Consider the following 13,096-nt stretch of genomic DNA (forward strand, 5'->3'; position numbering starts at 1 on the left):
CTGAGGTCGGCGCCCGGCTGCCGCGATCGCGTTGCCTTGACGACGTACCCCTGGCCGGCTCTCGGCTAGCTCCTGTCTCGCCGGGCGACCCAGGCGGCTGCCTGCGTCCGGCGTTGCATGCCGAGCTTGGCGAGCACCGAGGTGACGTAGTTCTTCACCGTCTTCTCGGCCAGGAAAAGGCGTTCGGCGATCTCCCGGTTGGACAGTCCGTCGCCGATCAGTTCGAGCACGCTGCGCTCGCGTTCGGTGAGCTGGGCCAGGGCGTCGTCGTCGTGGGGATTGCGGAACTTTTCGAGCACCCGCGCGGTGGTGAGCGGGTCGAGGAGGGACCGGCCGGCCGCGACCTCGCGCACCGCGTTGACCACGTCCTGGCTACGCACCTGCTTGAGCAGGTAGCCGGAGGCGCCCGCCATGATCGCGCCGACCATGGCCTCTTCGTCGTCGAAGGCGGTCAGTACCAGGCACTTCGGTGGATTCGGCTTCGACCTGAGCTCCCGGCACAACGCCACGCCGTCGGCGTCACCGAGGCGTACGTCCACCACGGCCACGTCCGGCTCGAGGTGCATCGCGACGGCCAGCGCCTCTTCAGCACTGCCCGCTTCGGCGACGACCTCGATGTCCGGTTCGTCGCCGAGTAGCTCCCGCAGCCCCCGGCGCACCACCTCGTGATCGTCGACGAGCAACACCTCGATGGCCATACCATGAGATTACGTGTGTGCACACAACGCGCTGGCCCGGCGTCGTCGGTGTGCTTACGTACGTAGCCATACAGGTGGAGCTACCGATTTGTCGACAGGCTTTTTCCGTGAAGCTTACGGGTGCCGTTGGTCGACCAAATCGGAGACGAAGCATGTCAGTGACGACGAACCGCATCCCTGCCCTCCCCGGCGAGCGTCCGCCCCGGCCGCCGCTCTACGACCAGTTCTTCTACATCGCGCTGTGCAAGGTGGTACGTGGCGAAATCGGCACCACCAGCCTGAACGGCGCGCTGAGGCACCGAACCGACGAACTCCCCGCACGTGTCGTGGGTGCTCTGTTCGTGCTCTATCGCGACGGTTTCGTCGCCCTGGGTAGCGAACCCAACCCGCGAGACGGGTGGCGCCAGGCCAAACTCACGTCACGTGGTATCAGGCTGCTCGCCGACTGGGGCGGCCCGGTGACCCGGGAACCCTGAGGGTCACCCGGCGAAGGAGGCCCAGACCCGGCGGGACGCGGCCTCCGGGTCCGACGCGACCGAAACCGGTACGTCCCAGATCCGGGTGAGCGCTTCCCCGTCGCGGTACTCGGGCCAGCCTGGGTCGCCGGTCGTCGCGAAGGACGTCCACGCCTTGCGGAGTTCCTTGCCGAGCAGTTCGGCCTCGGCCGGCGCGGCGCCGCCGAACAGCATGACGGCGAACGGGTCGTCAAGGTTGCCGAAGATCAGCGGGATGTCGAGCGCGTGGCAAGCGCCGAGCACCGGGCTGGGCCACGTGAGCTCGTACAGGTAGCTGCGCCCGGGGTGGTTCTGGGCGCACCACAACGAGGGCATCCGGAAGATCCGGTCGGAGAGGATGAGCTCCGCGAGTTGGTCCTCGGCCAGTTCCGGGTACGCGCCGCGATAGCCGGTGAGCGCTGACGGCGGCAGTCCCAGCGCCTCTGGCTTCCCCGGTGCCGCACCCATGATTCGGGTGAACAGCCGGTACTCGTCGCGGTTGAACCCGGCGATCAGGTCCACTTCGCCGCGCAGCCCGTGCCACGCGCGCCCGCGCACCACCTCGCCGTCGATCACCGGTCCGTACGGCGTGATCTTCCCAGGGGCCGCCTGCACCCCGTGAATCGCTTCCGGAGTGATTCGCGCGAAGGCCTCGACCGAAAGGTCCGAACCGAGCGCGGTGGCGATCTGCTCGCTGGAGCGCCTGGCGTTTTCCTCCGGAAGGAACCCGTCGGCGATGCTCTGCCCGATGGCCCGGCGGAACAGACCGCGCCCCGCCTCGGCCGCCGTCAGTGCCGCCACCGCGGTCGCACCGGCTGATTCCCCGAAAACGGTGACATTGTCCGGATTTCCGCCGAAGCCCGCGATGTTGTCCTGCACCCAGCGCAGGGCCGCGACCTGGTCGAGAAGCGCGCGGTTGTTCGGTGCGTCAGGCAACCAGCCGAAGCCCTCGAAGCCGACCCGGTAGTTCAGCGTGACCAGGACCACCCCGGCCCGCGCCAGGTTCGCGCCGTCGTACTGCGGCTGGCTCGCGGCGCCGATGAGGAACGCGCCGCCATAGAGCCAGACCATGACCGGGAGACTCGCGCCCGGATCGGGTGTCCAGACGTTGACCGTGAGGGATTCTGTGCTGTCTCCCGGATTCCACAACGACGGCAAGTCGGGGAACCGGGAGGGCTGGGGCACCGCGGCGCTGTATCGCGTGGCGTCGCGGACACCGTCCCAGCTTTCCGGCGGTGCCGGCGCCTGGAACCGGCGGGGACCGTCGAGCGAAGCGGCATACGGGATTCCCCGGAACACGGCCAAGCCGTGCTCCACGCTGCCCTGGACGCTGCCGTACGTGGTCTTCATGATCGGAGTCACGGCTCCATGCTAAGTACCCGCCCGCCATTCACCCACCTTTCCGCTCAACGGAAGCTCAGTCGCGAGCTCCGCCAGCCCGCGTTCCCGTCGTGCGTGTTCTACGTTCGCGTCGCGCGTGTTCCCCGTTGCGGCAGCGTGCCCCCTGCGTCTGGTTCACCTCATCACATCACGGTAAGCGGTTCCTTTATTGAGATGATCGTCGACACGGCAGCCCTGGCTAAGCCGTCATCGCGGTCAGGAACTCGTGGGTCTCCGGATCGGTGGAATACACGCAGGTTCCTTGCATGCCCCGGGTCAGCAGCACCTTGTAGGTATTCCGGATCAACGCTCCGAAGTGAAGTTCCGCGGCTTTCCCGACGCTCGGGTCGTGCGAATACTCGCGGCGGGCGACCCACTGGTCACCGCGCCGGACGAAATCGGGTCCGAAGATCACGCCGGACCAGTCGTACTCAAATCCTTGAGCCGTGTAGATGCAGCCCACCTGATTGAATCCGCGATCGTCCGAGGCCCAGTAGTAGGACTCTGGTGCGTCGGGAACGCGTTTGTTCGGCTTCGCGTTCCACGGGCGCCGCCATTCGCCGATCTCGACGTCCGGCACGAGTGTCTTCCCGTGCCCGGTGGACGCCGGGTCGCTCCATGGCCAGCAGAAACCGGCGGCGAGGCGCGCTGTTCCGCCATTGCGTTCCCGCTGTTCGAGAAGCCATGACTCGATCGCCTCCGGTGACGCCGCGCTGGTCACCGTGAAGTCGTCGTCCGTCGCCGCGGCGATGCTGCTCCAGGTGACCGCCGGCCGGCGGTCGATGCCGAGCAGGCGGGCCACCCACTGGTCGAACGCGTCCGAACCGCCGCAACGGAACTGGCCTTCGAGGCGAACGACGTCCACCCGGCAGGCCAGGGCTTCGGCGGCCGCCGTGATTTCCGTGAGCGAGCCCATCTCGCCGGGCCGCACGGTTTGGTGCTCGTCGAGGAGAAAGACCGGCACCCAGGCGACGTCGATCAACTCGTCGATCTGCCGGCGAGCCCTGTCGCGCACCTCTCGCCGGGTATACCGATTCGCACTGGTTTCACGAATCCGGTGCGATTCGTCGCAGACCAGCACGTCCAGTTCCCGTGGTTCGGCGTCCGAGTAGCTGTTGAAATACTTGAACAGCGTCTTCACCCGCGCGCTGCGGCTGCCGGCGACCTTGCGCATCGTGTTCGTGAAGGCGCTGGATCCGGTCGCGTGCTGGACGGTCCGCCCCCGCCTGGCGAGTTCGCCGAGCAGGCTCAGTGCGATCACGCTCTTGCCCGAGCCGGGTCCGCCCAGGACGACCACGACGGTTTGGGTGCGGGCCGCGCGTGCGCGTTCGACCGCCTGGGTCACGAGCTTGAACGCCACTTGCTGCTCGTCGAGCAGCACGAACTGCTCGCGCTCCTGGATCTCCTTGGCCGCCAGGTTGAGCAGTGGTTTCGTCGGCGCATGGTGGAAGCCCAGGAACTGGTCACCGGCCCGCCGCGCATCCTCGCGGCTACCCTCGGCGTCAAGCAGCGAGCACAGGTGCTCGAGGAGTTCAGCCCTGTCGTCCAGGGTGAACAGGCGGCCGAACTCGGTCTGCCGATACTGCCTCAGGGAGGAGATTCCCGAGACGCTCGCGTTGTGCAGATAGGCGACACCGTGCACGGATCCGGGCCGTTCGGCGAGGGCCGGCGTGGAATCGACCAGGTATTCGCAGTAGAGGCGGACCTGTTCGGCCGGATGGAGCACCGGGTCACGGTAGGCGTCGATGGTCACGAGTTCGGCCGCGAAGAGTTCGGCCCTCGACCACTGTTTCAGTTCGACGAGCACGTAGCTGGCGTCGCCGCTGCGCGGATGGACCCCGCAGAGGACCGCGTCGACCCGTTTCGGGCTGTGGGGAAGCTTGTGTTCGAGCAGGACCTCGACATTGCCGAGACCGGCGTCGACGAGGTCCGCGAGGAACAACGGCAGGCTCTTCGCCCACGAACGCACTTCGCCCGCTCCGGCTCGTTGCTCCCACTGAAACCGAGCCTGCTCGTTCAGTGATTTCGGCAACCGGCCGGCTTTCGCCTCGGCAAGCAGATGATCGGCACTTTGCCGGACAAGAGCCACTGAGTCTTCCCCCACTGGGCACGCGTGATCCACGTGCGGGTGGGGGCAGCGACGAAGTGGTTACTCCGGTGCCCGTCGGGCCGCGCCTGACAGGTTAGTCGATCGGTCCGACGGTTTTGGCCGGAAACCGGTCTTCGTTGCGGTCGATCTTGGCGTCGGCGGCCGCCAGCAGGTCCACGCCGAGCACGTCCGCCAGGCGGACGAGGTAAATCGTGACGTCGGCAAGTTCGTCGAGCACGTCGGCCCGCCGCTCCGGGTCCCGCATGGCGTCGGAGGCTTCGTCGGGGGTGAGCCACTGGAACAGGGCGACCAGTTCGCCGACTTCACCGGAAAGCGCCATCACGAGGTTCTTCGGAGTGTGGTACTGCTCCCAGCCACGGTCGGCGGCGAAGGCACGGAGGCGGCCGGCCAGGTCGTCAAGGGTCACGTCGTCAGGAGTCGGGTCGTCAGGAGTCGGGTCGTCAGGAGTCACAGTGCGTGGATACTCCATCTGGAGTTTGCGGTGGGATGCGGTATCACTGTGGGTATGTCGCCGATCCCCGAGCTTCAGCAACGGCAGATAGATCGCTGGTGCGAGCGGCGTGTCCCGGTGGGCAGGCGCGACGAGACGAAGGTCATTTCCCGGTGGCGCGGCCGCACGGTCACGCTGGTCGAGAAGCACACGGGGTGGCTGGACGGCGGGGGTGGCAAAGAGCGGCCGTTCGCCCAGTTGAGGTACGGCGCGGATGCACTGTGGACGCTGTACTACTGGGTGGACGCAATGGGCTGGCGCAGGTATCCGGACAGTCTCCCCGAGACCTCACCGGTTCCGCTGCTCGAGGACATCGACCGCAGCCCCCTGAGCGGCTACTTCTTCGCCACGTGGTGATGTGACGTAGCGTGTTCTATGTTCCACGGAAAGCACACTGTTGGGCGAAGGTGTCCCCCCTTGGTGTCGGGCAGGATGATCGGCGTGACGTCGTCCCCGGATCTGCGCTCCTACCTGCGCACACTCGATGCGGAGACGTTGGCCGAGCTGCTCCTGGAAGAGGCGGGGCGTGACGCACGGTTACGCCACGAGCTGGAGCTTCGGGCCGCGGCCCACGACAAGGTGGGGCCGGTTCTCGACACTCTGCAACGTCTGCTCGACACGGGGTCGAAAGCCGACCTGACCTCGCTCGCGCTTCGCACGGTCGACAGCGCCGACGGCGCGTCCGGGGCCGAGCGGCGACGAGCGATCGCCCTCTATGCACGTGCCTGCGCCGCCCACCCGCCTACGCCCGAGCGGCTTGCCGACTGGATCCTGGCCACCCAGTTCGACCGCCCCGGCTGGCCCGAGGTCGAGCTCGCCGACTTCGCCGGGGCGCTGGGCCGCCGTGGCCTCCGGCGAATCGAATCCGTTGTGCACGATGAGTTGGCGGGGCCACGTGCGGTGATCGCGCGGCGGCTGGCCGAGCAGGTGGCCGAGGTGACAGGCGACGTCGACACCTTGCTGACCCTGCTGGCCGCGAAACAACCGTCGGCGGAGGTCAACCTCAAGATCATCCGCGTGCTGCGGGCAGCGGGTCGGCACGTCGACGCGATCGCCCACGCCGCCAAGACCCGGGTTCCGGAACAGCTTCCCCGCGGTGGTGTGGTCGCCCTCCGCCGAGCGGAGTTCCGGCGGAATCCGAACAGCGCGACCTACCGGGCGCTGCGTGAGGTGGCGATCGGGCTCGGCCGGTGGAACCAAGAGCGAGCCACGGCGCTCGCTCTGCTCGTCGAGCGTGCCCCGGCCGACGCGATCCCGGCCTACCGTGACCATGTCGACGAGTTGATCAAGAGCAGGGATCCGGCCGGGTACCGGCAGGCCGCACTGGCCCTGCGTGAGCTGCGCGGCCTGCACCGGCGCGCGGGCACCTCCGCCGAGTTCGGCCGGTATCTGGCGGGCCTGCTGGAGACTCACAAGCGCAAGACTCGCCTGCTGATCGAAATCAGGAACGCGCGGATCGCCGTGCCCCGAGTGGCGCCCGGCCGCAATCCTGCCACTATGGGCGCGTGAGCCCTGTCAGCCGTGGTCGAAAGCCCAAGAAAAAGGTGGCACGAAAGAAGCAGCCGCTCGACGAAGAAGTGCGCGAAGCGTTCGAGAGTGTTCTCGAAGACTTCGCCAAGGTGTCCGACTCGACCGATGCCCTCGACGTCGAGTTGCTTGTCTCCGGCTCCCTGGGCAGCTGGTGGCATCCGGGACAGCCGGAGCAGGTGAACCGCCTGCTGGGCTTCCCGCTGATCTCCTGTGCCGCGAGAACCGGGACCAGAGCCGGACTCGGTCTGCTTCGGGGAATGCAGGCCCTGGGCGTGACCGGCGAGCAGCGCGAACGAGCCCGCGCCGCGGCGGACCGGCTCGCCGCGGAAGGTGTTTCGGAGCCGGCGTGGGAGCCCATGCTGCGGGAGGTCACCGTCACCGAATGCTGGCAGGAGGCCGACGTCTACGGTGACCGGTCCGCCCTGCTGCTGATCTGTGACCGTGCCGGTCGGCGCCACGGTCTGGTCGTCAAGATCGACTTCAACGGCGATGGTCTGACCGACGCGTTCCTCACCGCGGAACCCGACGCCGTCCTGAGCGACCTGCGCGGAAACAAGTTCACGACGACCGGGCAGGTCAGCCTGCCGCGAGCCCGCCGGATCATCGAAGACGCCATCGAAACCAACGACTTCGTGCTCAGCCTGTTCGACAAGCCCCAGCCGGCCGACCCGCTCACCGAACCGCGCGCGTACCTCATGGCTCGCCTGCGCGCGATGCCACCCGCCGAGCCCCACCCCGAGCCCCACCCCGAGCCGACCACCTACAGCGACGCCGACCGCGACGACATCGTGCGGCAGTTCTTCGCCGAAACCGACGCGAACGACGACCCGGATGCCCGGGAGTTGGCCCGCTACATCGTCGACCACGGCTGTGACGAGGACGCGGGCCGGCCGTTGCGGGTCGGCCCGCGGAAGTTCGCGATCATCGTCGGGGACATCGAGCACACACCGGATCTTCACGAGCTCATCGCGTCGCTGCCCGATGTGCTGACCCGGTGGGCCAGGTGGGCCGGGGCCAAATCCGGTCTGAGCGAGGCGGCCGTCGAGAGGCTTCTCGAAGCGGTCGAGGAAATCATCGAGGATCTCGACGAGCCCAGGTATGACGACTGGGATGACGACGAGTTCGACTTCGACGACGAGTTCGAGCCCCACGACGACGTTCCGATCGCGCTCCGCGGCAATGGGCCAAGATATGGCGGGTGACGGATCTTCGCAGGTATCTCCACTCGCTCGACGTCGAGACGCTGGCTGATCTTCTGCACGAACAGGCCGAGCGCGATCCCGAACTCCACACCAGACTCCTGCAGCGCGCGGGCGAAGCCGGCGGCGACCTGGCCGAGGTCAGCAGCCTTCTCGATGGAGCCGTCTCGGGCCGTTATCACGGAAGCTCCGGCGAAGCGGCGAAGATCGGCGCGGTGCTCGACACCCTGCAGCGCCTGCTCGATTCGGGCACCCAGGCGGACGTGGCGCCGCTGGCTCGCCGAGCCGTGGACCGGATCGGCAAGGCACTCGAGCACCTGGACGACTCGTCGGGCGTGGTCAGGGCCGAGTTGGGGCGGGCGGTCGTGCTCTACGCGCGTGCCTGCGCCGCCCACCCACCGCGACCCGAAGACCTCGCCGACTGGATACTCGGCGTCGAGTTCGGTGGAGGAGGATGGCCGAAGATCCCGCTCGCCGATTTCGCCGAGGCGCTCGGCACCGCCGGACTCGCCCGCATCCAGTCCAAAGTAGACGATGTGCTCGCGGAGACCCGGTCAGGTCTTCAGGCGCGCCGTACCGCCGAGCGGCTGAACGAGCAGTTGGCCGAGATCTCCGGGAACGTCGACGCGTTGCTGGAGATGCTTTCCGGGCAACTGCCACGGCTGGACGTGAGCCTCAAGATCGTGCGCGTGCTGCGTGCCGCCGGCCGGACCACCGAAGCGATCGCCCACGCCGCCAAGGCCCTCGCCCATGGCACGGGGCCAGCCCGCGGTCCGGTGGTCGACGCGCTGGCGGAAACCTTCGAGGAGACTGGTCAGCGTGACGAGCTACTCACCCTGCGCCGGGCCGAGTTCGAGCGCGCGCCGACCCTGCGGACCTACCTCGCGCTGCGCGAGGCCGCCGCTGATCCGGACCGGTGGGGCGCCGAGCGTGAGCAGGCGCTGGACGTGTTCCGCGAGCGCGCCGAAAACAACTCGTTCGCCGCCGATGAGCTGGCACGCGCTTTGCTTGCCGAGGAACAGCCGGAGGAAGCCTGGCAGGCAGCCGTACGGTACGCATGCTCGCTTCGGGTCCGGTTGGAACTCGCGGAGCTGCGGGAGGCAGGCCATCCGGAAGAAGCCATCAGCGTGTACCGGCGGCACATCGAAGAGCTGATCGAGCACAAGGACGCCGACCACTATCGCGAGGCGGCCAAGCGGCTGCGGAAGCTCAGGACGGTCTACCGGCGCGCGGGCCAGGCCGGCGAGTTCGGTGACTACCTGGCCGAGCTGGTGCGGACGCACAAACGCAAGGCGCGACTACTGGCCGAAATCCGCAATGCCCGGATAGCGCTGCCCAAGTCCTGACCAGGTCGTTCCGCCGAGCATGGTCCCGCGCGCACGGCTTCCTCGCACCGGTGCGAACATTGGCGCCATGACCGAGCTGCCGGAGCGGGTGTCCAGCGACCAGACCGAAACCGAGGCCGTGGACGGACTTCTCGAAGAGGTGCTGCGAGAGTTCGCCGAGCTGGGCACGGACGCCGATTCGCTGCGCGTCGAGCTCGTGACCTCCGAGATCCTGGGCGAGTGGTGGGACGCGGGCGACGACCTCGCCGCCGAGCTGATCGACTTCGCCGCCACCGCTCCCGCGCCGGGCCGTCTGGTGGCGCCGCTGGCCGCGCTGTGCGCGCTGGCCACCGGCGCCGATCAGCGTGAAGCCGCCCGTGTCGCGCTCGACAAGCTGGGGCTGGGCGAACCGGGCTGGGCCGCGAACCTCGGCAAGGTGACCGTCGGCGAGTGCTGGCGGACCGTCGACGTCTATGGCGACGAGAGCTCGGTGCTGTGCGTCTTCGACACGGGTGAATCCACGCATGGGCTGCTCGTGTCGGTCGATTACTCGGCGTTCGGCGGCTGGGCCGACGAAGCGGTGATCGTGGAGTCGCCCGACGAGGTCATCGCCGACATGCGGACGCAGGCCGCGGAAAGCGACAACCTGGTCGCCTGCGAGCAGATCACCCCCGGTCGCGCGCACCAGGTGCTCGCCGACGCGTTCGCCGCCACGGAGCGCCAGGACGATCCGGACGTCACCGACGACTACGTCCGCTTCCGGGCCCTCGCGCTGGCCCGCACCCGCGCGCTGCCGGAGCGGGAACAGTTGGCCCCGCCGCGCGAAATGTCGGCGGAAGAGCAGGCGCAGATCATCGACGATTTCTTCGCCAACGCCGAAGTCGAGGACACCGAGGCCGCCAGGGTCTGCGCTCTGCGACTCATCGAGTTCGGCCTTGAGCACGATCCGCGGCGGCCGCTGCGGGTCGGTCCGGGCAAGCTGGTGTGCTTTGTGGATGCCGCCGACGACGGCGAGGTCGAGCTGACCGACGAGCAGGACGAGGCGCTGGAAGCGGTGCTGCCGGCCTGGGCGCGGTGGGGAGCGCTCCGCGACGGCCTTTCGGAGGAAGCGATCGAGCCTCTGCTCGAAGCGGTCGAGGAGCGGTTCTACGACCGCGATCTGGACGAGTCCGGGTTCTACCTCGGCGATACCGACGAGCTCGACGAAGGCCAGATCGCGGATGTGCTGGCCCGCCGCCAGTTCGCGATCCCCTCGGTGCACACCGAAATCGGCGACGAAGAGGTCGAGCTGGACCCGTCCGAACCGGAACAGCGCCGCCTGCTGGTCCTCGGCGAGCACCCCGAGTTCCAGCACTCGCTGGGCGAAGGCGATATCGACGAGGAGACCTTCCTCGCCGTCGCCGCGTACACGGCCATCGCGGACCAGTTGTGGGACAACGAACCGCAAGAGGTCTGGCAGGCGGCTCAGCGGCTCACCGACAGCGGGCTGGAGCGTACCGAGGTGCTCGACACGCTGGCCCGGGTGCTGGAGGAGCGGCTCGAACCGGCAGAGGGCGAAGGCCTGGAGTTCGACGTCGACGACTACATCAGCGCCCTAGACGAGCTGGGCTAGCTTCTCCGCCGTCGGGCATCACCTCGCGGTGCTGCCTGGCCTGACGGTCGCTCTGCCGGTCGTGAAAATCGAGGACGAAGGCGCCGAACGCCATCGCCAGCAGTACCGCGATGCCCAGCACCGCCCCGATCCACGTGAGGACGATCTCGACCATCGGCGTGCCTCCTCCCTGGTGAGGACCTGTTTCCCAGTCACCAGGGTGCGGTTTACGGGGTCGTGACGGTATCGGCCAACCGGTTACTGCCCGAGCCTGCCCATCAGCCGTTCGGCTGACGCTGGCCTCTACAACTTGCGCAGCCGGACACGGTTGATCGAGTGATCGGCATCCTTTCGGAGGACCAGGGTGGCTCTGGGCCGGGTCGGCCGGATGTTCTCGACCAGGTTCTGTTGGTTGATGGTGCGCCACAGGTGCCGGGCCTCGGCGCGGGCCTCGTCGTCGGGGAGGCTGGCGAAGTGGTGGAAGTGCGAGGCCGGGTCGGCGAACGCGGTCTGCCGCAGCTTGAGGAACCGCTCGATGTACCAGCGCTCGATGTCCTCGGTGTGGGCGTCCACGTAGATGGAGAAGTCGAACAGGTCGGACACGGTCAGGCGCGGGCCCGGCTGCAGCACGTTCAGCCCCTCGATGATCAGGATGTCCGGCTGCCGGACGACCTGCTCCTGGCCGGGCACGATGTCGTAGGCCAGGTGCGAGTACACCGGGGCACTGACCTCTTCGGCGCCCGACTTGACCGCGGTGACGAACCGCAGCAGCGCGCGCCGGTCGTAGCTCTCCGGAAAACCCTTACGGTGCATGAGATTGCGGCGCACCAGTTCGTCCCTGGGGTAGAGGAACCCGTCGGTGGTCACCAGGTCGACCCGGGGATGGTCCGGCCAGCGGGCGAGCAGCGTGCGAAGCAGCCGGGCCGTGGTCGACTTGCCCACCGCGACGCTGCCGGCGATGCCGATGATGAACGGCACTTTCGTGCGGAGGCAGTCCTCGCCGAGGAAGGTGGTGGTCGCCTCGTAGAGCTGCTGCCTGGCGGCGACCTGCAGGTTGATCAGCCGGGAAAGCGGCAGGTAGACCTCGGCCACCTCGACCAGATCGACCTGCTCGCCGAGGCCACGCAGTTGAAGCAGTTCTTCCGCGGTGAGGGGCAACGGCGTGTTGCGCCGTAGTTCGCGCCATTGTTCTCGATACAGCTCGACGTAGGGGCTGACCTGGAGGACCCGTGGCATTCCCACTCTCCTTGCCCGTCGGCGGGCCGACGTCGATGTCTCCCTTAAACGGTAGGGCTTACCGGAGGTGAACGGGCTGTGACTTCCTACACTGCGCCATGGTGCGCGCCCGTCAGGTGTGTCTTCGCGTAACCGGTCGGAAGCTCCTCGACGTCGCCGGTGATCTTCACCAACTGCGCGGTCCTGCGAGGGGATCATGAGCTGGCGTGTCCTGGCCGCCGACCGGCGGACCACGGTTGAACTGCGTCTCAGGCAGGTGCCGAGCCATCCTGAGCCGCGCTTGGCGGGGTTCAGCGACCGGGCGGGCGGTCGAACACCTCGGTCCATGCCACCGCGACCTGGCGGGCGCAGGTTTCCGGGGCGACACTGCCCACTCCGGTCCCCAGTCCGGGCATCGCGATGGTGCCGATCACGCGCCGCAGTTCGACGCCGTGCTCGAGCCTGCCGTCTCGCCACAGCCGGAACACGGCGCGGGCCGCGAGGTAGGGGTGCACGGTGTCGGCGGGCAGGCGCTCGCCGGGTTCGCGCATGGTCGGCGCGCTGATCAGCCACACCGGGGACGGTTCTCCCGTGGGCACCACGAGCGCCTGGCCGATGGGCAGTTCCCCGCCGTGATAGGCGAGCACGGCGCTGCGCACGTTCTGCTCGACTCCCGGGAACGCTCGCGCGTACACCGCGTCGATCCCGCCGCGCATCCAGCCGTACGAATTCGCCGGGCTGACCACCGCGTCGGCGGCCACGTCGAGTACCGAACCGTGGTGAACCCGCAACGAGCCCTGCACGTTGTCCACTACGGACTGCCAGGCGCGGGCGAGCGGTTCGTCGACGGCGCACAACACCAGTACGGGGGAGTGCGGGAAGACCCGCCCCTCGGTTCCGTGACGGGCGAAGTGTGTGCCCGATTCGGCGGTCACGCCTACACCATGCCAAAAAAAGCCACCCGGCGTAACCGCTGTATCTACGCATTGCCTGAACAGAGCAGCGCCATTAAGTGAACAGCAGCGCGAAGCGCTTCCGTTGAGGGTGGTGGTGGGCTGGCGGGT

At 68.1% G+C, this 13,096-nt stretch carries 13 protein-coding genes; 6 read left to right on the forward strand and 7 right to left on the reverse strand.

Going from position 1 to position 13,096, the window contains the following annotated elements; translation table 11 throughout:
* Positions 1 to 65: 65 nt before the first annotated feature.
* Positions 66 to 698, reverse strand: coding sequence for a response regulator transcription factor (locus VJT49_RS23930; RefSeq protein ID WP_324167141.1), 633 nt, complete (start codon positions 696 to 698; stop codon positions 66 to 68).
* Between the two features lie 152 nt (positions 699 to 850).
* Between VJT49_RS23930 and VJT49_RS23935 the strand changes: the two genes are divergently transcribed.
* Positions 851 to 1,174: a hypothetical protein gene (locus VJT49_RS23935; protein ID WP_324167142.1), complete on the forward strand. Its 324-nt coding sequence runs from the start codon at positions 851 to 853 to the stop codon at positions 1,172 to 1,174.
* Between the two features lie 3 nt (positions 1,175 to 1,177).
* On the opposite strand, the gene VJT49_RS23940 is transcribed toward VJT49_RS23935, so the two are convergent.
* From VJT49_RS23940 to VJT49_RS23950, 3 genes are all read right to left on the reverse strand, one after another.
* Complete coding sequence (locus VJT49_RS23940) at positions 1,178 to 2,554, reverse strand: carboxylesterase/lipase family protein (protein ID WP_324167143.1); 1,377 nt, start codon at positions 2,552 to 2,554, stop codon at positions 1,178 to 1,180.
* Positions 2,555 to 2,771: 217 nt separating this feature from the next.
* Positions 2,772 to 4,661, reverse strand: a complete 1,890-nt coding sequence (locus VJT49_RS23945; RefSeq protein WP_324167144.1) for a DUF2075 domain-containing protein — start codon at positions 4,659 to 4,661, stop codon at positions 2,772 to 2,774.
* Positions 4,662 to 4,755: 94 nt separating this feature from the next.
* Positions 4,756 to 5,088, reverse strand: a complete 333-nt coding sequence (locus VJT49_RS23950; RefSeq protein ID WP_324167206.1) for a nucleotide pyrophosphohydrolase — start codon at positions 5,086 to 5,088, stop codon at positions 4,756 to 4,758.
* A 99-nt stretch (positions 5,089 to 5,187) separates the two neighbouring features.
* On the opposite strand from VJT49_RS23950, the gene VJT49_RS23955 reads away from it, so the two are divergent.
* From VJT49_RS23955 to VJT49_RS23975, 5 genes are all read left to right on the forward strand, one after another.
* On the forward strand, positions 5,188 to 5,529 hold the full coding sequence (locus VJT49_RS23955) for a DUF3024 domain-containing protein (protein ID WP_324167145.1): 342 nt from the start codon (positions 5,188 to 5,190) through the stop codon (positions 5,527 to 5,529).
* A gap of 84 nt (positions 5,530 to 5,613) precedes the next feature.
* Positions 5,614 to 6,681 carry a hypothetical protein gene (locus VJT49_RS23960; protein ID WP_324167207.1) on the forward strand — a complete coding sequence of 356 codons (1,068 nt, stop codon included), beginning with the start codon at positions 5,614 to 5,616 and terminating at the stop codon, positions 6,679 to 6,681.
* Positions 6,682 to 6,716: 35 nt separating this feature from the next.
* Positions 6,717 to 7,904, forward strand: a complete 1,188-nt coding sequence (locus tag VJT49_RS23965) for a hypothetical protein (RefSeq protein WP_324167146.1) — start codon at positions 6,717 to 6,719, stop codon at positions 7,902 to 7,904.
* The gene (locus VJT49_RS23970) at positions 7,901 to 9,247 is read left to right on the forward strand and encodes a DUF6880 family protein (protein WP_324167147.1); all 1,347 of its coding nucleotides are present in this window, start codon (positions 7,901 to 7,903) and stop codon (positions 9,245 to 9,247) included. Before VJT49_RS23965 ends, VJT49_RS23970 begins: the two co-directional genes overlap by 4 nt.
* Before the next feature lie 67 nt (positions 9,248 to 9,314).
* Positions 9,315 to 10,838 carry a hypothetical protein gene (locus tag VJT49_RS23975; protein ID WP_324167148.1) on the forward strand — a complete coding sequence of 508 codons (1,524 nt, stop codon included), beginning with the start codon at positions 9,315 to 9,317 and terminating at the stop codon, positions 10,836 to 10,838.
* Here the strand turns inward: VJT49_RS23975 and VJT49_RS23980 are convergent.
* The 3 genes from VJT49_RS23980 to VJT49_RS23990 all read right to left on the reverse strand — a co-directional run bounded on the left by VJT49_RS23980 (position 10,813) and on the right by VJT49_RS23990 (position 12,967).
* The gene (locus VJT49_RS23980) at positions 10,813 to 10,992 is read right to left on the reverse strand and encodes a hypothetical protein (protein WP_324167149.1); all 180 of its coding nucleotides are present in this window, start codon (positions 10,990 to 10,992) and stop codon (positions 10,813 to 10,815) included. The genes VJT49_RS23975 and VJT49_RS23980 overlap by 26 nt on opposite strands.
* A gap of 128 nt (positions 10,993 to 11,120) precedes the next feature.
* Complete coding sequence (coaA, locus tag VJT49_RS23985; RefSeq protein WP_324167150.1) at positions 11,121 to 12,053, reverse strand: type I pantothenate kinase; 933 nt, start codon at positions 12,051 to 12,053, stop codon at positions 11,121 to 11,123.
* Between the two features lie 290 nt (positions 12,054 to 12,343).
* Entirely contained in the window at positions 12,344 to 12,967 is a 624-nt protein-coding gene (locus VJT49_RS23990) for a macro domain-containing protein (protein ID WP_324167151.1), read from the reverse strand.
* Positions 12,968 to 13,096 lie beyond the last annotated feature (129 nt).

Origin of the sequence: Amycolatopsis sp. (assembly GCF_035276945.1) — a bacterium.
Lineage (GTDB): Bacteria > Actinomycetota > Actinomycetes > Mycobacteriales > Pseudonocardiaceae > Amycolatopsis_E.